This is a genomic window from Kosmotoga sp. DU53, assembly GCF_001639905.1.
Lineage (GTDB): Bacteria > Thermotogota > Thermotogae > Petrotogales > Kosmotogaceae > Kosmotoga > Kosmotoga olearia.
On sequence record NZ_JGCK01000014.1, the window covers coordinates 1 to 20,739 of the forward strand.

The following is a 20,739-nucleotide window of genomic DNA, read 5'->3' on the forward strand; positions in this document are numbered from 1 at the left end:
GTTGTTGATTTTCCTCTAAAGCTCCTCACTTGTTAGCTTTTGTTCTTTCTTCTTTCTTTTTCTTATTTGATCTTCTATGTTCTTTAATTTACTTAATTCACTCTTTGTCGCTTCAACAGCAAGTCCACGTGGAATAAGATAATTTCGACCGTATCCGTCAGAAACCTCTTTAATCTCTCCTTTTTTTCCAAGTTTAGCAACGTCTTTCAAAAGAATTACTTTCACAGCGACACCTCCTGTTAAAAACGGGAGGCTCCAGCCTCCCGTTTCATCTTTCGTTATTCTTTGGTGAAGGGCAGGAGCGCCATATGTCTGGCACGTTTAATGGCGGTCTTCACCATCCTCTGATGTTTAGCGCAATTGCCGGTAATTCTCTTTGGAACAATCTTCCCCTTTTCCGTCATGAATTCTTTCAATAAAGCGGTGTTCTTATAATCAACATAAGTTACCTTCATCGCACAGAGTTTACACTTCTTCTTCGTTCTTCTCCTTCTTTTTTCTCTCATTTCTATCCTCCTTATCAGAATGGTATGTCGTCACTATCGGTGTTTTCCGATTCGCTTCCAAAGAAGGTTATATCGTCATCGACTGGCTTTACATTCTCATCAATCAATGGTCCTTCTGTATCCACATTGGCCTGAGATTTCGTCTCCATAAATCTTATATTATTGGCCACTACTTCTGTAGTAGTCCGTGGATCACCATCCTGCGTTTTCCACTTTCTGATACGTAGCGAACCTTCAACAAGAACCAGACGGCCTTTTACAAGGTAGTTGCTGACAAATTCTGCGAGTTTTCCAAAAGAAACGATTCTAATAAAATCAGTGTTATTGCTATCGTTAATATCGGTCCTCATAGGTCTATCGACAGCCAGCGTAAAAACCGAGACTTGCGTTCCATTCGCACTGAAACGTATCTCAGGATCTCGCGTCAAACGCCCGACCAACACCACACGGTTATAACTAATAGACATAATTACTCCTCCACAGAGGGTTCCGTTGTTGTTTTCTGGGAAATTTCACTGGAAACCCCAGATTTTTCATTCTGTTCTTCAGCCTGAGGAGTTTCAATAACCTCAGTTACAACGGCTTCCGCTGCCTTTTTTCGAGCTTTTTTCTCTTCTTTCTCAAGGTCTTCTCTTCTAAATGTCTGCCATCTGAATATCTCTGGCGTTATATTGTAGAGCTTTCCAGAGAGTTAACTTTTTCGGGATCTGCACGGAAAAGTACAACAGTATAATCTCCTTCCGTAAACCCTTTTCTAACACGGTAAGCAAGTTTTCTCATGCCCCATCTGTCAAATTGCTCAATAGTTCCCTCAACACGTTCTTCGATGTACCTTTTGACTTTCTCAGCAATAGCCTCTCTTGCTTCATCAGGTAATTCCGGTGAAACGATGAACATCGTTTCATAAATACGCTTTTCAGACATACGTTACCTCCTCCCATGGACTTATGGCCTTGCCTTTTGGCAAAGCGGGATTTTGACGCAAAAAGATTATAACACAGTAAAACCCAGACAATGGAAATTTTTTGTTTCTGATAAAAATCTCTAAATTTAAGAATACCATCAAGGTTTCCCGTACCAAGGGGAAACTCTCGATGGTACCTAAAAAGTCCTATCCCTTTTATTCCTTTAAAGAATTTGGGAATATGTCAAGAAGTCCAGCTCCTCTTCGGAAAAAACTTCAACACCATGGGTCCTTAAATACCATGCGGTGCACCCCGTGCCGGGTACAAGAACGGATTTGAAGGTTCCATCATAAACATAGTGCGTCCCGCATGAAGGACTCTTTGATTTCAAGATGGCAATCTGTGCCCCCATCAGTTTGGCAATTTTAAGGCTCTCACGAGCACCTTTAATGAAATATCCAGTCACATCTTTGCCATATTCGTCAATTACTCTGGCCCCTTCGTGCCAACCTTTTGAAGAAACTATTTCTGCTCGTGGACGCGGGGTTGGAAGCCCTCCGAGTTGTTCCGGACATATTGGAATTAGAAAAAAATCTTTGGTTAACTGAAGAACATTCAAACTCAAACTGTTTTTCCCGCAATAAGTACAGTTAATCCCTAAAAGACAAGCACTAACAAGTATTTTTTTCATATCACTTCCCACCACTCTGAGTTCCATCGTGTTTGTATTCTCTAACATAGTAAATAAGGTCTCTTGTAGGCAAAAAAGCTATTGGATCACGTGGATAAGACTTTCCGTCAGCAGCGAGCCGCCTTACCTCAAAATGAACGTGAGGCCCCGTTGCTAATCCGGTGCTACCCACTCTCCCGAGAAGATCTCCAGCATAAACATGTTGCCCAACGTAAACACTTATGTGACTCATATGTGCGTATCTCGTTACCGTTTCACCGTCATCATGCATTATTTCAACCATATAACCATACCCTTTGTCAAAACCTGCAAACACAACTGTTCCTCTTCCAGCTGCAAAAATTGGTGCTCCTTCCGGAGCGGCAATGTCCAAACCAGTATGAAATTTTCTTTGGCCGGTGATAGGATGAATTCTCATTCCATAATAAGAACTTATATATCCGTATACAGGCCACCTCAAAGGTTTTTCTATTGGTTCATAAGCAAAAACGTTAATAATGGATGCTGGAATAAAAATCTTCTGTCCTGGAAACACCCAGCTATCTCTGGTAAGGTTATTAGCCTTCAAAAGCGGTTCCAATGGCGTAAAAAACAGTTTAGCAATGTAGGTCAAGGTATCACCTTTTTTTACTTCATAAAGGAGCCCATCAGGTTGAGGAATAATAAGCTGTTCTCCAACACGCAAAAGCCTCGGATTTTCAATATCATTGAAATCAAGGATGGTAGATATATGTACGTCAAATCTTCTGGCAATTTCGTAAAGTGTATCTCCAGGTTGAACTTCATAAGTTAATAGCATATAGGCGTATAAATGTGCAACAGCAATTATAAAAACTAACAGCATTATGTGCTTCAACTTCACCTTTCAACACCTCCACGACTAATTAAGAACACCAAAACAACAATGATTATACCAAATGGAAAGGTATAAATAGAAGAAAACCCGAAAATCGCTCTACCAAACACGTTCAAGCCAATAAATATGGTCATCGATGCTCCAAAAAGTACAACGCTCGCCGCAACATCCTTGATGACCTTCACTTTAGTGTTAAATCGCGGCTCCAATAAATCAGATAGTTCTTCTATTAATGTATTTACCCCTTCAAGTATCCATACTATGAAAACTGAGAATATGATCCACAAAAGATCCGAGTCATCAAGTTGATAAAGAATAGCAAAAAAGAGCACAATAAACCCAATAATAAGCTGGATTCTAAAATTACGTTGCGTCTTGAATAAATGCGTAAATCCATCAAATGCATGTGTGAGGCTCTTTATAAACCTGCTCATTCGAACCCTCTTCCCACAAAATCATGTCTCTCTTCCTTTAATACATAGGATCTTTCAATCAGGGAAAATCCAAGATCGATTGCTTTTTCATTCAGTTCATGATATTTAGGCTTTATATACTTTTTCATAGCTTTTTTTAGCTCATCGGATTGCAATAGATTCGCTGCTTTTGCAATCATTCCAAGACCGGCCATGTTCGCTGGTAAACTTGAGCCAAGTTTTTCTTCAACAATTTTTGTAACGGGTTGAATAATTATTTTTTTCGTGGCTCTGAAGGCTTCTTTGGGTATCCTGTCAATGTAAGAATTATCGACTATTAGAATTCCATTCGTTTTGAGTAGAATCGCATGCATATTCAGAGCGAATTGGTGCATGCTGTAGATAACATCAAAACTGCTCGCTTCTGGATAATCGATCGGTTCTTTGCAAAACAAGACATCGCAGTACGACAATCCCCCACGAACCTGAGCGCCATGGGATTGAGTCTGAACAACCCAGTATCTCTTAGAAACAAGTGCATCGGCTAGTATTATTCCCATAAGAACGTTTCCCTGGCCACCAATACCTGATATTCTTATTGAATGTGGATAAGAGACTGCCACCTATTATCACTCCTCGTTTTCTTCAAGAAGTTTTTCTTTCAGTTTTTCGTATCTATGGGTATAGGTTTCCCTTTCTACGTTCACGAACTCACCCGTAATTATCTTTCCAGTAAGTTCTTCTTCGGACATTTTCATTGCTTTCGTCAGCAGGACGGCATTTTCTTTGAAGTGCTGAAGCATACCCGTAGGAACAGGCATTCCGTTATAACGTCCAAAATACGTATGACAGTTTGTGAGTATCTCAACAACAGAACATCCTTTATGTTTTAGGGCTTTTCTAATGTACGTTACCATCTGGGCATAGTGGTAAACGGTGCTTCTCGCCACGTATGTAGCACCAGAATTAACAGCCAGGTTAACCACATCAAAATTATTCTCGACGTTTCCGTACGGCGCGGTTGCCGCATACATGTCTTCCGGGGTAGTAGGCGAATACTGACCACCAGTCATCCCGTAAATCTGATTGTTGAAAACAATGATTGTTATATCCATATTTCTACGACATGCGTGGATAAAATGATTACCGCCGATTGCCAGCAAATCCCCATCTCCCCCCATAACAACAACATTGAATTCGGGTCTTGCCAGCTTTACACCGGTCGCAAAGGCTATTGCACGCCCGTGAAGGGTGTGCAAGGTATTGAAGTTTAGGTAACCTGTAACCCTCGAAGAACAACCAATACCTGATACCACAGCTATTCTATCTGGATCGAGTTGTTCTTTGTCAACAGCATCGATAAATGCTTTCATTATTACGCCATTTCCGCAACCCGGACACCATACATGAGGCATTCTATCCTGTCTCAGGTACTTGGTTAATCTTGTAATCGCCATGATTACCTCCCCGCATTCTCATAATGTTCTAAGATGACGCCGGTTTTTTCTAGCAAAAACTCAGACAGTGGATCAGGATAATCAACATCATAAACAACACGTTTTATCCCTGCATTGATTATTAACCGCGCACAAATGGAGCAAGGCTTGTGAGTTACATATATGGTTGCACCATCAGTAGAGATACCAAACTTTGCAGCCTGAGAAAGAGCATTTTGTTCAGCGTGAGCAGCATAGCAGATTTCTTGATTTTCACCGGATTGTATCGAAAGCGCATCTCTTATACACTCAATTTCATTGCAGTGGGGAAATCCTGAGGGGGGCTGATTATAACCGGTTGCCAGAATCCTGTTTTCTCTAACAATGATCGCTCCAACTTTTCTATGTAAACAGCTGGAACGTTCTTTTATCAAATGCGCAAGACTCATGAAGTAAGAATCCCAATCCTTTGAATCTCTTGGTTTTTCTTCGACTTTAAATTTTTTTAAAAATGCTTCTATCACATCTTTCTTCATATTCTTACAACAACTCCCTTAGAGTTACCACATGTTTCTTTTCTTCCACTATTATCTTCTTCACTGCTTCTTTGGCCTCATTGTCAGTAATTATCTCCAGCAACTCATAATAGAATATAACCGTTTCTTTCTCTCTTTCGATAGCATAGCGAATAACCTCTTCAGGTTCACTGTTTGCAAACCGTTTGACCAATGTGGCTGAATCCGGAAAAACCTTGTGTTCACTCATCGTCTTAAGATAATCGGAAGCTTCATCCCAGTTTATCAGATTATCGGCTTCTTCCTCGAAACGCTTCAGGAGGGTTTTGAATGTTTGCATATGCTCTTCTTCCTGCTTCGCGAGATATTGAAAAGTGGATTTTGCATCTTCTCTATTACTGTTTTTCGCCATGGTCATATAAAACTTGTAACCCTCAACCTCAATATTCAAAGCAATCTCCAGTATCTCATGAGGTGAAAACATCTTCAATCTCCTCCTTTATCCCCATCAGTCTTTCAAACACAACTTTCGAAAGATCAAGACCCCTATCGTTGAGTTTGATCCTTTCATTATCCACTATAACAAAACCTTCCAAACTTTTTTCTATTCTCTCTACCACTTTCTCCAGCAATGACTCATTCACCTGGAATCTGCTGATTCTGACACCTTCAACAAGCCTGAGCCCCATAAAAAGGGTTTCGAAAAGTTCCTCTAAATCATTGTTTTGATGTTCGTACTCTCTTGCAAAGTGTCCAACATTCATTGCCTTCACATACTCCGAAAATGAAGTTGTGTTGACATATCTAAATCGATTGAAATGACCACCTGCAGAAATCCCCAAGCCGACGTATTCCCCGTTTTCCCAGTAGTTTTTGTTGTGTATACACTGGTAACCTTCCCTTGACCACGAAGAGATTTCGTAACGATTATATCCCTTCTCTTCAAGGGTTTTGATAAGATGTTCATGTAGTTCCGTTATCAAATCTACGCTCGGCAGCTCAATTTTACCAGTTAAAACTCTTCTCATCAAAGGAGTGTCATGGTCGGTATCGAGGATATAATAGGAAATATGTTCAGGTAGGAACCTTTCTATGAGTTTTATATTATTCTCAAAGGTTTCGCGGCTCTCACCTGGAAGCCCTAAAATAAAGTCAAAATTTACGTTATCAAAGGCTTCCCGCGCAAACCCTAATCTTCTGAGCAAATCTACTGGATTTTTTCGGCCAACGTTGTTGAGTACTTCTGTTGGCGCTGTCTGTATTCCGATGCTCAATCTGTTTACACCAAGCTCCTTCCAGTCTCTCAGATTTTCGCAAGTTATCTCCCATGGATTGGCTTCAAGAGTCAATTCTTCTACCTGAAACTGTGAAGAGAAAGCGAGTCTATCGATAAGTTTCTCGAGAAAACGAGGCTGATACAATGAGGGGGACCCACCGCCAAAGTACAGGGTTTTTAGCATTAATTCATTGTTAGAAGTCCACAACTCTATTTCGCTTAACAAGGCTTTATTATAGGTCTCCGCTTGATCTGCATCAAACGGCAGTGTCAAAAAATCGCAGTAATCGCATTTCCTTTTGCAAAAGGGGAGATGTATGTATATTCCAACCTCTTTCATTAATAAATGAACCTCACGAACATCGTGACAACATCTAAATTATTCAAACCGATCCCCAAAGCAAACAGCTCACGATTACCAAGATTGCTGACGAGGAGATGTGTTTTAACCTCATCCAATCCAATAAACATCTTAGCAGACACCGTCAAATTGGTTGTTCCTATCTTAACTAGTCTGTTTAAGTAAAGAGCTATGCCAGGAGAAAATTCTGCGATTGAAGCTCCTATACCAGCTCCGTATCCCAGCTCTCCCAGCGAATCAATTGTTTCTATGTCTAATGTCAACTGAACCCAGCTCTCTGTTAAAAATAGCCTAAAGCTCCTGCTGAAATCCTTTGCAAAAAAGTATAATTCGGAATCCCAGAATTTCGAATTATTATCACTCCTGTTGATTACACGTACTCCTGTGTTGAAAGCACCAATAGGCATACGAAGATTAACCCTGGAATAACTCCGATATCCACCGTTAGAAAACAAATAAACCTCATTGTAGGAATGGGAGAACAAAGGGGCTTTATAAGAATTCGATACTAATCTTCCATACGCGCAAAAATCACCAGTATCGCTAGCTATTATTCCAAAAAACAGGTTTCCATCTTTTACTTTTATCTTGAAAAAACCCGTGGAATATTCCTCCCAGCTGTCGTGATAATAAACCCCAAGGTATGGATTCCCGGAAAAAAGCGAGATGTTCAATCCCACGCTGTCAAAAAACAACGGCAATTCGAATTCAGTTGACCAAAAAGCATCCTGAAGTGTAAATCGTACTGTGGGTGCAGCATATATCAAAACAGAAAAAATGATAAATAGGCCTATCATAAATGTTTTTTTCATTCTTCCAGCAACCTCCTGACAATCTCATTTACAAGAGCTGGATTGGCTTTTCCTTTCGTTCCTTTCATCACGATACCAACGAAATATCCCGCAACGCCTTTTTTGCCGCTCCTGTATTGTTTAACAGCCTTCGGATTTGCCTCCATGGCTTTTCTTATAAGCTCTTCTATCAACTTTTCATCGTTTATCTGCTGTAAACCAAGTTCTTCAACCAGTTCTGATGGTCATTTTTTTGTTCTCTACCATTTTTGAGAAGAGCTCTTTCGCTATTTTCGTGGAAATTTTTCCTGAATCCAGAAGTTTAAAGAGATCGACGAAATGCTCTGGCTTGATACCAAGCTGATCTACGGAAGCGTTCCGCTGCTTTAGCTCTCTTAAAAACTCCGTCATTATCCAGTTTGATGTTTCTTTTGGTTTTCCGGTGGCTCTCGCAACATCCTCAAAGAAATTGGCAAGTTCTTTGTCCGAGCACAGTACTGACGCGTCGTACTCAGGGATACCGTACTCCTGCACAAATCGACTCTGTTTTTCCCATGGAAGTTCCGGCAATTCTTTTTTCACTTTATCCACATATTCCTGCGTCAATTTCAGTTCCGGAAGATCTGGCTCCGGAAAGTATCTGTAATCATTCTCCTCTTCTTTGGATCTCATTGAAGTGGTTTCCCGCGCAGAAAAGTTCCAGCTTCTGGTTTCCCGTACAATATTTTCGCCGTTTTCCAGAGCTGCTTTTATTCTCTCAAATTCAAACTCCAGAGCTTTTTCAACAAACTTAAAAGAATTTATGTTCTTTACTTCCACCCTTTCCGAGGATTTACCTGTCTCTGTGTCGTAAACGGATATATTGGCATCACAACGTAAAGCTCCTTTTTCCATATCTCCACTGCATACCTCTATGTATCTAAGGGTATCTCTCAAAAGCTCCATAAACTCCCTGGCTTCTTTTGGAGAATTCAAATCCGGCTCCGTGACAATTTCTATAAGCGGCACACCACAACGATTCAAATCGACAAAACTTTCCGTGGCTCCAGATATGGAATCTGCTCCCTGATGGATCATTTTCCCGGCATCTTCTTCTATATGTATTCTCCTTATTCGTACCTTCTTTCTATTTTCACCTGTTCCTATCATAAGATAACCATGTTCTGCTATTGGATGAAAATACTGCGTTATCTGGTACCCCTTGGGAAGATCCGGGTAAAAGTAATTTTTTCGATCAAAGGAAGAGAAAAGGTTAATCTCACAATTAAAAGCCAGTGCAGCTTTCAAAGCATATTCCACAACTTTTTCGTTCAGTACCGGTAACGATCCCGGTTGCCCGGTACAAACCGGGCAGATTGCAGTATTAGGTTCCAATTCGAAGACATCGGCGCTACAATTACAAAAGGCCTTTGTCACTGTTGAGAGCTGGGCATGTATCTCCAAACCTATAACTGCTTTATACATGTCAATACCACCTTTCAGCTATTCTCGCCAGACCATTTTCATCATAAGATGGAGAAAGCTTCTCCAGAATTCTTGCTGTGTTTAACATCCGAACATCTTCGAATCGTCTCGCCATCATCTGAAAACCAACGGGTAGCCCTTCATAAGCGCCTGCTGGAAGTGATATTGCGGGAAGACCAGCAAGATTGGCCGGAATCGTGTAAATATCCATTAGATAATAAGTCAAAGGATCGCTTATTTCACCTATCTTAGGAGCTACAATAGGGCTCGTTGGGTTGATCACAAAATCGTATTTCGAGAGAATCTCATTGATTTCTTTTGAAATAAGCTTTCTAACCCTCAGGGCTTTACGGTAGTACGCGTCATAATAGGCTGCGCTTAAAGTAAAGGTCCCGAGAAGTATCCTTCTCTTCACTTCGTCGCCAAAACCAAAATCCCTGCTTTGATTAACAACTTCTTCATATCTATCCGCATCTTTACGCTGTCCGTATCTAATACCATCATAACGAGAAAGGTTCGAACTCGCTTCTCCTGGTGCTATAAGATAATAAGTGGCAACAACATATTTGAGTGATGGAATGGAGACCTTCTCCACGATACCGCCAGCTTTTTCGATAGATTCCACCATTTTCATAAATACCTCTTTTACACTTTCTTGAAGCCCGGGATATTCAATCATTTCCCCAGGAAGGGCGAATTTTAGGCCGGTTAAGTCTTTCGGCTCTTCGTTTTCAAAGTTCAAAGGATGCTCGATCGTTGTGGAATCATCTGGATCGAATCCGATTATTACTTTTGCTACTTCAACGGCATCATCCACACATCGAGTTATTGGACCGATTTGATCAAGAGATGAGGCAAAAGCTACCAGTCCATAACGCGAAACCAATCCATAGCTAGGCTTATAACCCACAACACCGCAAAAAGCGGCAGGTTGCCTGATGGAACCTCCGGTATCACTCCCCAGAGCAAAGGGGACCAAACCTGCAGCTACTGCGGCAGCACTTCCACCACTGCTTCCACCCGGAACTCTATTTGCATCCCATGGATTCTTTGAAGGTCCAAAAGCTGAGAATTCCGTTGAAGACCCCATAGCGAATTCGTCCATATTTGTCTTTCCCATCAATATTGCTCCCGAGTCCCTAAGACGCTTTGTTACCGTGGCATCGTAGACTGATTTATAATTTGATAGAATCTTACTGCCACATGTGGTTTTAGTTCCTCTGGCAAGAATGTTATCCTTTAAGGCGTAGGGAATCCCATTAAGTGGCCCTTCTCCTGAGGTTCTATCAGGATCGGGAATTATCTCTGTAAAAGCATTCAGTTCATCATTGTAGGTGTTAATCCTATCGTTAAAGAAACGAAAAATGCTTTCTTTGTCCTTTAGATTTACGAGTTCTTTTATTTTCATTCGAAGAAATTTATTTGGCAACTGACCCACCTCCCATTTTTACAAAAGTATTGTAGCATCATATATTGAAAAGCTTGTAAAAGCTATCGGGTAATTTTACTCTGAATCATAACCTAACAGGAGTGATGGAATGTTTGAAAGATACAAACACTTTGTGGCGATTGTAAACAATGAAACGCGTGAAGAACTCGAAGACTTATCCGTTAAAAACGGTTTCTTTAACATCTATTTCGAAAACGTGTCTGATGGAGAATGGATTGCCCATCTTTATCTGGTGGCAGATGAAGTAGTTCCCGATTTTTTGAAGGATTTCCCATTCAAATATCTGGAAGATGAAAGCAGCAATAATTGGCATAAAAAATTTAGAGAGAGCTTAAAACCTTTCGAACTCTGTGACGGTATAACTGTTGTCCCGCTTGAAAAACCAGAACCGATTTATCAAAATGATCAGATTGGTATAATTCCTGGATTAGCATTTGGAACTGGGCTGCATGAGAGCACCAGATTAGCAGCCGAATTATTGAAAAAGTTCCTTAAGCCCGGAGACAGTCTGCTGGATGTGGGGTGCGGCACCGGAATCCTTTCGGTGCTAGCGGCAAAGCTCAGGGCAGGGCACGTTGTTGGAATCGATAACGATCCAAATGCCATAGAAAAGACACGTGAGACGTCTAAAATCAACGGGGTATCGTTGAACATACTAGAATCTAATTTCCTTCAGGCTCTGGCTTCAGATGAAAAATTTCATATCATAGTATCTAATATGATCGTCGAGCTTCTCAGCAAGTTCTACGAAGACGCAAAAAATTTCCTTTATGACGATGGAATACTGATACTTTCAGGAATCATCAGTAACAAAGAAGAAAAGTTCACAGAAGAACTAAAGCGTCATTATTTGCTTCTGGAGCGAAAGGCGGAAGGAGAATGGGTGGCTTTAGCAATGAAAAAGAAATAATAAAACTTCAGCTTGGTAGAGATATAGAAAATGATTTTATCGTTGTTAGAAGGTGTAGCTGGGGATATCCGCAGTGTATAAAATCTTCATTGATTACAAATGGAAAACCTTTTCCCACATTGTTTTGGTTGACATGCCCACTTCTCTTGAAGGAAATTTCAAAGCTCGAAGAAAAAGGTATGATTAAAACCATAGAAAGCAGGCTGGAAAACGACGAAAACTTTATGAAAGCATATGTGAAAGCACATAAGGAAACCAAAGATTTGAAAGAACAACTCCTTGCTTCTCTTTCAATAAGTGAATGGCAACGCAATGCCATTATTGAGAGAGGCATAGGCGGCATAAAAGATCTAAAACGTGTAAAATGTCTCCATCTCCAGTTAGCAAATTACATGGGAGGCATAAAGAATCCCATTGGAGAATTGATCTGGAAAATTATTGAACTTCAAGAATGTCCACCAAACGATATCATCTGTGATAGGCTGGTGAATAAATTTGAAAAATAAGCTCCTGGCAAAGGTTCGGGAACTTCCCGAGAAACCCGGGATTTACTTATTCAAAAACAAAAAGGGAGAAATTATATACATTGGAAAAGCAAAAAAACTAAGAAAGAGGGTTTCTTCATATTTTCGTGCTTCAACACACGAACAAAATGGAAAAACAAGAGAACTTTATCAGGAGATTGACGATCTGGAATTCATAGTCGTTCCCACTGAGAAAGAAGCTCTGCTGCTTGAGGCAAATTTGATTTATCAATACAAACCGAAATTCAATGTTCTTCTCAAGGATTCCAAACGTTATCCCTATATTTTTATCTCTGATGATGAATTTCCATACATCTCCATAACAAGAATACGGGATAGAAAAGGTTTTTATTACGGTCCATACACCAGCATAACCCTCGTAAGGAATCTGTTGGACCTTCTCCAGAGGATCTTCAAACTCCGATCCTGTATGGATAATAGAGACTGTAAAAAAGGACGTCCGTGCTTCCTGTATCATTTGAAGATGTGTTCCGCCCCTCTCGCCGGGGAAATTTCCCACGCAGAATACCAGAAGCAGGTTCGTGGATTCATGGACTTTCTCGATGGAAAAACGCTGGATGTCAGAAGACAACTGGAAAGAAGTATGCAAAGACTTGCTGAGAACCTGCAATTTGAGAAAGCAAAAGAGATCCGCGATGTTCTTGTTTCCTTCGATCGTCTTTACAGCAAGCAAGCTGTGGATGTTTCAGAGAGTTATACCGCTGATTTTATTGTTCTTGATTCTGGAATTGTAACATTATTGGAAGTCAGGGGTGGCCTATTGCTCGGTAAATTGACCTTCGATTTTCCCGAAGGAAATTTAAAGGATTTCATTCAACAATTTTATTATGGCCAGAATCACAGAAAACCTCCCGTTTTAATCGTCCCTGGACTGAATAAATCCGAAATCAAAGAAATAGCAGAAGATTTTGAATACATAGGAAATCCAAGGAGCGAAGAGGAAAAACGTTTATTGCTGATAGCCAGTGACAATACTATAGAAGAACTGAGAATTCGATTAAAAGTACAACAATCGTTGAAAATGGCAAAAGAGCTATTGGGGTTGAACAAAATTCCAAGAATTATTGAAGGAGTAGATATTTCACATACGCAGGGGGTTTATACCGTTGCCTCTGTTGTTGTGTTTCGAAATGGCCAACCCGACAAGATGAGTTACCGCAGGTACAGAATCACCGAGCTTAATGAACCTAATGATTTCGAGGCTTTAAAAATACTAATGAGACGTAGATATTCCAAACACCCACCACCGGATCTGCTGCTCGTTGATGGAGGGGCTCCACAACTTGCAGCGGTTCGTGAGTCACTTGAAGAGCTCGGACTGAAGAAGATAGATTTCATTGGATTAGCAAAAGAAGAAGAGGAAATAGTTTTTCCTGACAACAGAGGAAGATTGAAACTTTCACCCGATCATCCCGTTTTGCGATTGTTGACAACGATTAGAGATGAATCACACAGATTCGCAGTGAACTATCACAGAGTCTTAAGAGAGCGAAAGTTTTCAACATCAAGACTCGATGACATTCCCGGTATTGGGCCAAAAAGAAAAAGGGCACTGGTTAGAGCCTTCGGAAGTGTGACAAACATAAAAAAGGCCAGCAAAGAGGAACTCATGAAGGTAATAAAAAATCGAAAAGTTGTTGAACAGATACTTGCATGGACAAAAAAACAGGGGTGAGACAATTTCTCACCCCTGCTTTCTTGAAAGAAAATTACTTAACTTTCTCTTTTAATTCTTTACCGGCTCTGAACTTGGGAACCTTTCCTCCAGGAATCTTGATGGGCTTCTTGGTCCTTGGGTTCACGCCTTTTCTGGGCTTTCTGGTAGCAACCTCAAAGGTACCGAAACCAACGAGCTTGACTTCCTCACCTTTGGAAAGCTTCTCGCCGACGATCTCGATAAAGCAGTCAAGGATTTCTGCTGCAAGTTTCTTTGTTACCCCAGTTCTCCCAGCAATTTCTGCCACAAGCTCCTTTTTGTTCACAGAAACACCCCCTATTCTAGAAATGAGCTGTCGTCGATATTCTAACACTTTTCAAGTAGTCTTTGCAACTATATAAGAGCTGTAAGTCTTTGTTGAAAATGGTTACAAAAAGGGGGTGAATAGAACATTGTTCAAAAGCCATTTACAAACGTTGCTACCTTCTAAGAATTCGTTCTTTCTGGTAAATTCTTAAATTCTTCATCCTTTTAACTTCAAAATTCGTGATCATATAAGAATGCAATTTAAGCCTCATTTCTACGTCCACCAGACCAAAATTAAATTATTTTCAGAAAGATCGTGGATTCGAGAACCTTTGCCAGTCACTCCAGGAAATAGCCATCATTGTTTGGAGTCTTCGTAATGTTAGAATATTGAAAGGATAGAAAAATTGGAGAAGATGTGACTATGCGGTTGAACACAGTTAGAAAATATTACCAGAGCAGAAATGCGAATGGCGCCCTATTCGGAAAGGTTTCCAATATCTACTGGCTATTCGAAGGAAATATTGATCCCAGAATGGATCTTTTTTCCGACAGAGGGTCATTTTTCATTCTTATCCTCAGTGACAGAGTTCTCATAATTTGCCCAACCACAATCTACAGAAGGTTAAAAGAAGAGGTTTTTACCGGTTTTGACTTCGAGTATTTAGAGTATCCCTGGTATGGCGATCCGCTACCCTTACTTGAAAAACTTGGCCACAAATTCGGTACTATAGTAACCGATCTACCGGAACTTCGTGGAGTGAAGGGATATATTGGTGTCGATGACTCTTTCTATTCGGAAAAAATGGTTCTTTCAGAAAGGGAACTCACAAGATTGAGAGCAGTAGGGAAACTGAGTGAAAGTATGCTTTACGAATTCTCTCCAGAGCTTTCTCCTGGTTTAACAGAGATTGAAATTGAAAAGGTACTGAGAGCTCTACTCAATGAAATGGGGCTTGAAGTTCCCTTCATTGGTGTATGTTCCGATGAACGTATCACAAGTTATTCTCAAAGTCATTCCACAGAGAAACGTGTAAAAAGATATCTCAGAATATCGCTTACCACCCAAAAACAGGGATTGCGAGTTTCTCTCACAAGATTTTTCTATTTTGGGACCATACCTTCAGAACTTATTACCGTACATGAAAAGGCCTGCGCTCTTTACGCTCACCTTGCATTTGACACTCTGAACTCTGAAACAATGGAAGAAGTCTACAATAAAATCCATCAGGCATATTCAGTACTCGGGCTCAAAAGAGAAAAACAGGAACTATATGTAGGAGGTCACACAGGATATGTTGACAGAAGTTTTTTGGTTTACACCAGGAATGTAAAGATAAGACCATGTACAGCTTATGCCTATGGGATCGACTACGAAAGTGCCAGAAGTGAAGATACTTTTCTTATTAAAAACGACGGCAACGCCGAATTTTTGACACTAGGAGAAGATTTCCCAAAGATCGTTGTGAAAGTAGAAAACCTGAAGGTTTTTCGTCCGTGGATAATGGAATTGTAAGTTGGGACCGAGAAAAAGCGTTGCGGGTTGTGCGTAAATATCAAGAAACGAGATTCCGAGAGTCCGAGAGAGCTGCTTCGCAGCGACACGAATCCCTTCGGGATTGACACGAACTCATTCTGAGTTGTCACGAACTGCTACGCAGTTGAAAAAACATTTGACGCTCGCGAGGCTGTCAGCTGATGGAGCGACGATAAAGACGGTTGTAGGTTGTACGGGAAGAACACCCTTTTGAAAAGAGTGGCTATAGGGTTGGGGTCTGGGGTTTGAAAAAGATACGCACAACGCACAACCTGTAACCAACAACCATAACTAGCCCTGCATCATTCGCGTCAGCGAATCTAACCCCATTTCCCGCTAGGGATATTGACGTTTAGACCAAAATCTGATATATTTAATGCGTGCACGGGGAGTAGCGCAGATGGCAGCGCGCCTGTCTTGGGCACAGGAGGTCGCTGGTTCAAGTCCAGTCTCCCCGACCAGTAATGCGGCTGTAGCTCAATTGGTAGAGCATCGGCCTTCCAAGCCGAGGGTTGCGGGTTCGAGTCCCGTCGGCCGCTCCAGCGCCCGTGGCTCAATGGATAGAGCATCGGACTTCTAATCCGAGGGTTGCAGGTTCGAATCCTGCCGGGCGCACCATACATACTCCTAATCATGGTGGCTATAGCTCAGCTGGCAGAGCGCCTGACTGTGGATCAGGTGGTCGTGGGTTCAAATCCCACTAGCCACCCCATTTTTTGTGCGCGCCCGTGGCTCAACTGGATAGAGCATCGGACTTCGGATCCGATGGTTGCGGGTTCGAATCCTGCCGGGCGCGCCACTGTCTTTCCCAAGCGCTATCGCACCAGACTCAAAGGAGGTAGCAAAAGATGGAGGTTTTAAAAGTTGCATCCAGTTCAAAACCAAACGCGGTTGCAGGTGCTCTTGCAGGGGTGATCAGGGAAAAGGGAGTTGCAGAAGTTCAAGCCATTGGAGCAGGCGCTGTCAATCAAGCCGTGAAAGCGATCGCAATCGCCCGTGGTTATGTTGCTCCCAGTGGAATTGACCTTGTTTGTCTGCCGTCTTTCGCCGATGTTGAAATCGACGGTGAGGTTAGAACAGCGATAAAATTTGTGGTTAAACCCAAAGAGTAAAAAAACAGGCCAGGTGGCCTGTTTTTCTATTCTACTACAGCAATAAACACATCACCGGGACCTAACGAAAGGTTTAAAGGTCCTGATGTTTTCCATGTTTCATCAACAATATCCTTACCTTTCATGCAAACCTTTAATGTGTGCTCGCCTCTCCAGGTATAATAACCGAGGTCCAGTGTAACGTTCTTCATTTCATTGAAATTGATGTTTCCCACTATGACTAAACCTTTTTCACTATTCCAATACAACATTCCGATAACGTGTTTGTCTTCGGCAAAAAGTAATCTAAGGTTGTGTGGCTCTTTCAAAAGTGCATTCATTGAAATTCGGAGCTGTGAAAGGTGCCTGGTCAACTTACAAAGGTTTTCTTCCGTATTCCAGTGAAGAACGTAATGATCAAAAAAGGCCAGTTTTCCATAAAAAGGGTCCTCAGGTGGAAGAACAAACCTTCCCTCTTCTGAGTTGTCGAGGCCGAGGTTCATAGGCTGACGCTCAAAGATTTCCTGTCCAGCATTGATAAAAGGAATGGTATTGGGTAAAAAGAAATTCAACGCCGTCATAAATTTCGAAAACACCTTCCCATACTTACGGGTACAGGCCCTTGGGGTATCGGGGGTTTCAACAGCTGCGAGAGCTGGTAGTTTTAGCTTCGGCAGGATTTCGTAACAAAGTTCCTTAGTTTTTCCTTCTTCAAATCTCGCTTCCATCCACCAAACATTCCCAAGAATACCATTGTAACCCGAGTCTTTTGCTTTAACATCATTTGACATAACAAGCTCTTCCGCGATTATGGCAAAGGCTGGATCGGCTTTTCGTGCTGCTTCTACAATTTGACGCTCAAGAGCCTCGGGAAGGGCATGCCCCATATCAAGGCGAGCACCATCAACCCCAAAATGTTCATTAAAGTAGGGCATTATGTCTTGAAGCACCTTCCAGAGGCCGGAATTGGGTATGGTCCCCGGGAAAAGAGAAGATTTTATTACATCAAAAAGAATATACGGCGGCTGTTTAGGATCATCGAGATATTTTTTCGCCTCTTCAGGATGGTCTTCATATAATCTGAGAAATGTAATGTCATTCCAGGTTGGCTGAGAGTCATTGATCCAATCCGAGAAACCTGGTGGTGTAATGACTTTGAACTCACGTACCAGTTCCTCTAAAAAATCCTGGTTCCCTTTGTTAGCTTCAACAAAGTTTTCCCAGCGTTGAGGATCCATAACGTTTGGTGCATATCTGAATTTCCTGAGATGTTGTTTTACTATGTCAGAAGAGTAGACCTTTTCCAGATTTTCTTTTGATGGAAGTTCAAAGCCGAGCCCTTCGATTTTCGGCGGAGCGTAATCTTCCAACTCTGAAACATCTATCCAGTAAAACCAATCCGGATGTTCTAAAATTAGGTCCGCATCGCGGGCTGACGTCCGGGGAATAAAATCAAGAATCACGCGAATTCCAAGAGCGTGAGACGCCTCCATAAAAGCCTTGAATTCTTCTTCAACACTGAATCCATCCAACAAAGTATCATGATACCTTGGGTCTATCTCAAAGAAATTTTTTACCGAATATGGTGATCCAACCTCGCCTTTTCTAAATTTGTCGCTGTATTTTGTTACCGGCAGGAAATAAATGGTATTAATTCCCATAGCTTTCAAGTAAGGTAACATGAAAATCATTTTGAGAACTGTGCCGGATTCCGTATACCCCTCGCTGTCGATAGGAGTAAACACTCTCGGATTAAGATGTGGATAAGCTGAGGTCGAACGAATATGCGCGGAATACATGATGCTTTCATTCAGCCATTCAGGGGAGCTTTCTTTGTTAATCTTTGATAATGAAAGAAGGTAATTCTTCCCCTCTTCCATCTTACTCAGAATGTTGCGAATTATACTGTAACCAAATTCATATGGGTTGACATAGATGAACTGACCTTTGAGTCTTACCGTTCCCTCATAATCCCTGGGGAACCATTCGCGAGGTATGGCGTAATCAACTTTGCCAGAATCGATCTTTTCTTTCAAAAAAGCGGCAATGTTTTTAAGATACATTTCAGAAACCTCCCAAAAATTTGGGGCGGCCTGACCGCCCCAAATTACTGGCGGAGGCGGTGGGACTCGAACCCACACGGGGCAAAGCCCCACCGGTTTTCGAGACCGGCTCCTTAGCCATTTAGGATACGCCTCCAATCCAGAAAAATTATATCATGCCATTCAGAACTGTCAATCGAACAATTGATGTTGAGGTTCATAAAAAATTTACTATTCTGCGCAACAGCCGTATGGAAATATGATAAAATAACGAAACGGTGACTACTTTTGCTTGAGATGGGTCTCAAACCCTAAGCGGTACCCAGCTCAGCAAATATTTGTTGCAAGAGGAGGTGTAACTGATGTACGCTATCATCGAAGCATCCGGAAAGCAGTACAAAGTCGAAGAAGGGATCACATTGTTTACGGAAAAACTCAAGGATTTCGCTGAAGGCGATCAGGTTGTATTTGACAGGGTTCTTCTTTTGAAGGACAACAGTGGTGTGAAAGTGGGCAAGCCCTACCTCGAAAACGTTAAGATAGTTGGTAAGGTCGTCAGGCACGGTAGAGGTAAAAAGATCAGAGTCGTGAAGTTCAGACCAAGAAAGAACTACCATCGTGTCAAAGGGCACAGACAGTGGTTCACAGAAGTCCTGATCGAGAAGATCGAGTATTGAGGTGGAGGTGATCTGAATGGCCCACAAAAGAAGTAGCGGAGCTGGAAGAAACGGAAGAGACAGTAATCCAAAATATCTTGGAGTCAAGCGTGGAGAAAACGCCTTCGTTAGAGCAGGGACAATAATAATCAGACAAAGAGGAACAAAGATCCACCCTGGTCAAAATGTTGGTATGGGAAGAGATTTCACGCTTTATGCTTTGATAGATGGTAAGGTACATTTTGAGACTCGCAAGAACAGAAAGTATGTCAGTGTTTACGCTGAATAACCTGAGGCTTTGGTTTTGAAGGGTTATTCTGAAGGGAGGAAGAATGATGAAGATTCAAAAAACACCTATTTGCAAAGTTGGAGTAAGGCATTTTAAGGTAAATACAAAACGTAAAGGTGAAATAGAAAGAGTTGAAAAATTTGTTGTTGCTCCAGATGGAAGCAAACTCGAAAGAAAATGGTATCTTGTGGACGCCACAGATGTTCCTCTCGGAAGACTCGCATCACAGGTCGCAAAGATTTTGATGGGAAAACATAAACCTACCTACACGCCCCATGTTGATACAGGGGACTTTGTTATAATTATCAACGCTTCCAAAGTCAAGCTAACAGGCAAAAAGCTTGATCAGAAGATTTATTACAGGTATTCCGGTTATCCGGGAGGACTAAAAGAAAGAACAGCCAGAGAGATGCTTCAGAAGCATCCTGAACGCGTGATCAAGCTTGCTGTGAAACGAATGCTCCCGAAAACAAGGCTTGGTGCAAAGATGCTTAAAAAGCTTAAGATCTTCACAGGGCCCGAACATATTCATGAAGCTCAGAAACCTGAAACCATCGAATTGGTTAAGTGAGGGGGTTACTGAAGTATGGCAGAAATAGTTGAATATATCGGTACTGGAAGAAGAAAGACCTCTGTCGCTCGCGTTAGACTCAGACCAGGTGAAGGTAAATTCATAGTCAATGGAAAAGAACTTAAAGATTTAAAGGAATATCTGCATAACGATGCATGGGTTAGACATGCTCTTAAACCTGCAGTCTTAACAGATACTCTTGGACGCTTCGATATATTTATCAGAGTGTCAGGTGGCGGATTATCCGGACAGGCCGGTGCCATTAGATTGGGTATTGCAAGAGCCCTTTTACAGTTCAACGAAGATTTGAAACCTCTTCTAAAGCAGAACGGACTCCTTACAAGAGATGCACGTATTGTAGAAAGGAAAAAGTACGGACTCAAAAAAGCTAGAAGAGCTCCTCAGTTCTCCAAACGTTAAGCTTCTTTTTGGTTTCAATGATGGGCCTCGTCGGCCCATCTTCTCTTGGTG

23 protein-coding genes, 6 tRNA genes and 3 pseudogenes are annotated in these 20,739 nt (G+C 41.5%); 14 read left to right on the forward strand and 18 right to left on the reverse strand.

All coding sequences use genetic code 11. The features are described from left to right. Nucleotides 1–18: 18 nt before the first annotated feature. From rplI to gatA, 15 genes and pseudogenes are all read right to left on the reverse strand, one after another. Nucleotides 19–225: pseudogene (gene rplI / locus DU53_RS01440) on the reverse strand (50S ribosomal protein L9); the annotation flags it as partial. A gap of 53 nt (nt 226–278) precedes the next feature. Then, a complete protein-coding gene (gene rpsR / locus DU53_RS01445; protein ID WP_012744825.1) occupies nt 279–506 on the reverse strand; it encodes a 30S ribosomal protein S18 in 228 nt (75 codons plus the stop codon). 14 nt (nt 507–520) lie between these two features. Next, nucleotides 521–973: a single-stranded DNA-binding protein gene (locus tag DU53_RS01450; RefSeq protein ID WP_012744826.1), complete on the reverse strand. Its 453-nt coding sequence runs from the start codon at nt 971–973 to the stop codon at nt 521–523. A gap of 92 nt (nt 974–1,065) precedes the next feature. Then, nucleotides 1,066–1,430 (reverse strand): annotated as a pseudogene (rpsF, locus tag DU53_RS12655) (30S ribosomal protein S6); the annotation flags it as partial. A gap of 204 nt (nt 1,431–1,634) precedes the next feature. Further along, a complete protein-coding gene (locus DU53_RS01460; protein ID WP_012744828.1) occupies nt 1,635–2,102 on the reverse strand; it encodes a DUF523 domain-containing protein in 468 nt (155 codons plus the stop codon). 1 nt (nt 2,103) lies between these two features. Continuing rightward, nucleotides 2,104–2,964, reverse strand: a complete 861-nt coding sequence (locus tag DU53_RS01465; protein WP_012744829.1) for a M23 family metallopeptidase — start codon at nt 2,962–2,964, stop codon at nt 2,104–2,106. Beyond that, nucleotides 2,961–3,392 (reverse strand): diacylglycerol kinase family protein, encoded by a 432-nt coding sequence (locus tag DU53_RS01470; RefSeq protein WP_012744830.1) that lies wholly within the window; start codon nt 3,390–3,392, stop codon nt 2,961–2,963. The genes DU53_RS01465 and DU53_RS01470 overlap by 4 nt, the downstream gene beginning before the upstream one ends. After that, nucleotides 3,389–3,994 carry a 2-oxoacid:acceptor oxidoreductase family protein gene (locus DU53_RS01475; RefSeq protein WP_012744831.1) on the reverse strand — a complete coding sequence of 202 codons (606 nt, stop codon included), beginning with the start codon at nt 3,992–3,994 and terminating at the stop codon, nt 3,389–3,391. Before DU53_RS01475 ends, DU53_RS01470 begins: the two co-directional genes overlap by 4 nt. Before the next feature lie 6 nt (nt 3,995–4,000). Next, nucleotides 4,001–4,828, reverse strand: coding sequence for a 2-oxoacid:ferredoxin oxidoreductase subunit beta (locus DU53_RS01480; RefSeq protein WP_012744832.1), 828 nt, complete (start codon nt 4,826–4,828; stop codon nt 4,001–4,003). A 2-nt stretch (nt 4,829–4,830) separates the two neighbouring features. Continuing rightward, a complete protein-coding gene (locus DU53_RS01485; RefSeq protein WP_012744833.1) occupies nt 4,831–5,343 on the reverse strand; it encodes a cytidine/deoxycytidylate deaminase family protein in 513 nt (170 codons plus the stop codon). A 4-nt stretch (nt 5,344–5,347) separates the two neighbouring features. Beyond that, nucleotides 5,348–5,806, reverse strand: a complete 459-nt coding sequence (locus DU53_RS01490; protein WP_012744834.1) for a ferritin family protein — start codon at nt 5,804–5,806, stop codon at nt 5,348–5,350. Beyond that, nucleotides 5,790–6,938 (reverse strand): radical SAM family heme chaperone HemW, encoded by a 1,149-nt coding sequence (gene hemW, locus DU53_RS01495; protein WP_012744835.1) that lies wholly within the window; start codon nt 6,936–6,938, stop codon nt 5,790–5,792. The genes DU53_RS01490 and hemW overlap by 17 nt, the downstream gene beginning before the upstream one ends. Further along, nucleotides 6,938–7,771, reverse strand: coding sequence for a hypothetical protein (locus DU53_RS01500; protein ID WP_063727115.1), 834 nt, complete (start codon nt 7,769–7,771; stop codon nt 6,938–6,940). The genes hemW and DU53_RS01500 overlap by 1 nt, the downstream gene beginning before the upstream one ends. Beyond that, nucleotides 7,768–9,214, reverse strand: a pseudogene (gatB, locus tag DU53_RS01505) (Asp-tRNA(Asn)/Glu-tRNA(Gln) amidotransferase subunit GatB). The gene DU53_RS01500 and the pseudogene gatB overlap by 4 nt, the downstream one beginning before the upstream one ends. Nucleotide 9,215: 1 nt before the next feature. Next, nucleotides 9,216–10,622 (reverse strand): Asp-tRNA(Asn)/Glu-tRNA(Gln) amidotransferase subunit GatA, encoded by a 1,407-nt coding sequence (gene gatA / locus DU53_RS01510; RefSeq protein WP_063727162.1) that lies wholly within the window; start codon nt 10,620–10,622, stop codon nt 9,216–9,218. A gap of 130 nt (nt 10,623–10,752) precedes the next feature. Between gatA and DU53_RS01515 the strand changes: the two genes are divergently transcribed. The 3 genes from DU53_RS01515 to uvrC are packed head-to-tail and all read left to right on the forward strand — an operon-like array spanning nt 10,753 to nt 13,794. Further along, nucleotides 10,753–11,574, forward strand: a complete 822-nt coding sequence (locus DU53_RS01515; protein WP_063727117.1) for a 50S ribosomal protein L11 methyltransferase — start codon at nt 10,753–10,755, stop codon at nt 11,572–11,574. Continuing rightward, entirely contained in the window at nt 11,544–12,080 is a 537-nt protein-coding gene (locus tag DU53_RS01520; RefSeq protein ID WP_063727119.1) for a DUF501 domain-containing protein, read from the forward strand. Before DU53_RS01515 ends, DU53_RS01520 begins: the two co-directional genes overlap by 31 nt. Further along, nucleotides 12,070–13,794: an excinuclease ABC subunit UvrC gene (gene uvrC / locus DU53_RS01525; RefSeq protein WP_063727121.1), complete on the forward strand. Its 1,725-nt coding sequence runs from the start codon at nt 12,070–12,072 to the stop codon at nt 13,792–13,794. The genes DU53_RS01520 and uvrC overlap by 11 nt, the downstream gene beginning before the upstream one ends. Nucleotides 13,795–13,828: 34 nt before the next feature. Here uvrC and DU53_RS01530 read toward each other — a convergent pair whose 3' ends face one another. After that, nucleotides 13,829–14,101, reverse strand: coding sequence for an HU family DNA-binding protein (locus DU53_RS01530; protein ID WP_063727123.1), 273 nt, complete (start codon nt 14,099–14,101; stop codon nt 13,829–13,831). 405 nt (nt 14,102–14,506) lie between these two features. Between DU53_RS01530 and DU53_RS01535 the strand changes: the two genes are divergently transcribed. The 7 genes from DU53_RS01535 (at nt 14,507) to DU53_RS01565 (ending at nt 16,731) form a co-directional block, all read left to right on the forward strand. Next, a complete protein-coding gene (locus DU53_RS01535) occupies nt 14,507–15,598 on the forward strand; it encodes a Xaa-Pro peptidase family protein (RefSeq protein ID WP_063727124.1) in 1,092 nt (363 codons plus the stop codon). 406 nt (nt 15,599–16,004) lie between these two features. Continuing rightward, a tRNA-Pro gene (locus DU53_RS01540) sits at nt 16,005–16,080 on the forward strand. A gap of 5 nt (nt 16,081–16,085) precedes the next feature. Continuing rightward, nucleotides 16,086–16,161: transfer RNA gene (locus tag DU53_RS01545), tRNA-Gly, on the forward strand. Next, nucleotides 16,162–16,237: transfer RNA gene (locus DU53_RS01550), tRNA-Arg, on the forward strand. An 18-nt stretch (nt 16,238–16,255) separates the two neighbouring features. Further along, nucleotides 16,256–16,331 (forward strand) — tRNA-His (locus tag DU53_RS01555). A gap of 10 nt (nt 16,332–16,341) precedes the next feature. Beyond that, nucleotides 16,342–16,418 (forward strand) — tRNA-Arg (locus DU53_RS01560). A 49-nt stretch (nt 16,419–16,467) separates the two neighbouring features. Then, nucleotides 16,468–16,731: a stage V sporulation protein S gene (locus DU53_RS01565; RefSeq protein ID WP_012744848.1), complete on the forward strand. Its 264-nt coding sequence runs from the start codon at nt 16,468–16,470 to the stop codon at nt 16,729–16,731. 26 nt (nt 16,732–16,757) lie between these two features. On the opposite strand, the gene DU53_RS01570 is transcribed toward DU53_RS01565, so the two are convergent. Together DU53_RS01570 and DU53_RS01575 are read right to left on the reverse strand one after the other, a co-directional pair. Then, entirely contained in the window at nt 16,758–18,773 is a 2,016-nt protein-coding gene (locus DU53_RS01570; RefSeq protein WP_063727126.1) for an alpha-amylase family glycosyl hydrolase, read from the reverse strand. A 48-nt stretch (nt 18,774–18,821) separates the two neighbouring features. Further along, nucleotides 18,822–18,909, reverse strand: a tRNA-Ser gene (locus tag DU53_RS01575). Between the two features lie 205 nt (nt 18,910–19,114). Between DU53_RS01575 and rplU the strand changes: the two genes are divergently transcribed. From rplU to rpsI, 4 genes are read left to right on the forward strand one after another with little or no spacing between them, the layout of a single operon-like run. Then, on the forward strand, nt 19,115–19,429 hold the full coding sequence (gene rplU / locus DU53_RS01580; RefSeq protein ID WP_063727128.1) for a 50S ribosomal protein L21: 315 nt from the start codon (nt 19,115–19,117) through the stop codon (nt 19,427–19,429). Nucleotides 19,430–19,445: 16 nt separating this feature from the next. Then, nucleotides 19,446–19,697: a 50S ribosomal protein L27 gene (gene rpmA / locus DU53_RS01585; RefSeq protein ID WP_063727129.1), complete on the forward strand. Its 252-nt coding sequence runs from the start codon at nt 19,446–19,448 to the stop codon at nt 19,695–19,697. Nucleotides 19,698–19,743: 46 nt separating this feature from the next. Continuing rightward, nucleotides 19,744–20,268, forward strand: coding sequence for a 50S ribosomal protein L13 (rplM, locus tag DU53_RS01590; protein WP_012744852.1), 525 nt, complete (start codon nt 19,744–19,746; stop codon nt 20,266–20,268). A gap of 15 nt (nt 20,269–20,283) precedes the next feature. Further along, nucleotides 20,284–20,688: a 30S ribosomal protein S9 gene (gene rpsI, locus DU53_RS01595; protein ID WP_012744853.1), complete on the forward strand. Its 405-nt coding sequence runs from the start codon at nt 20,284–20,286 to the stop codon at nt 20,686–20,688. Nucleotides 20,689–20,739: the final 51 nt, after the last annotated feature.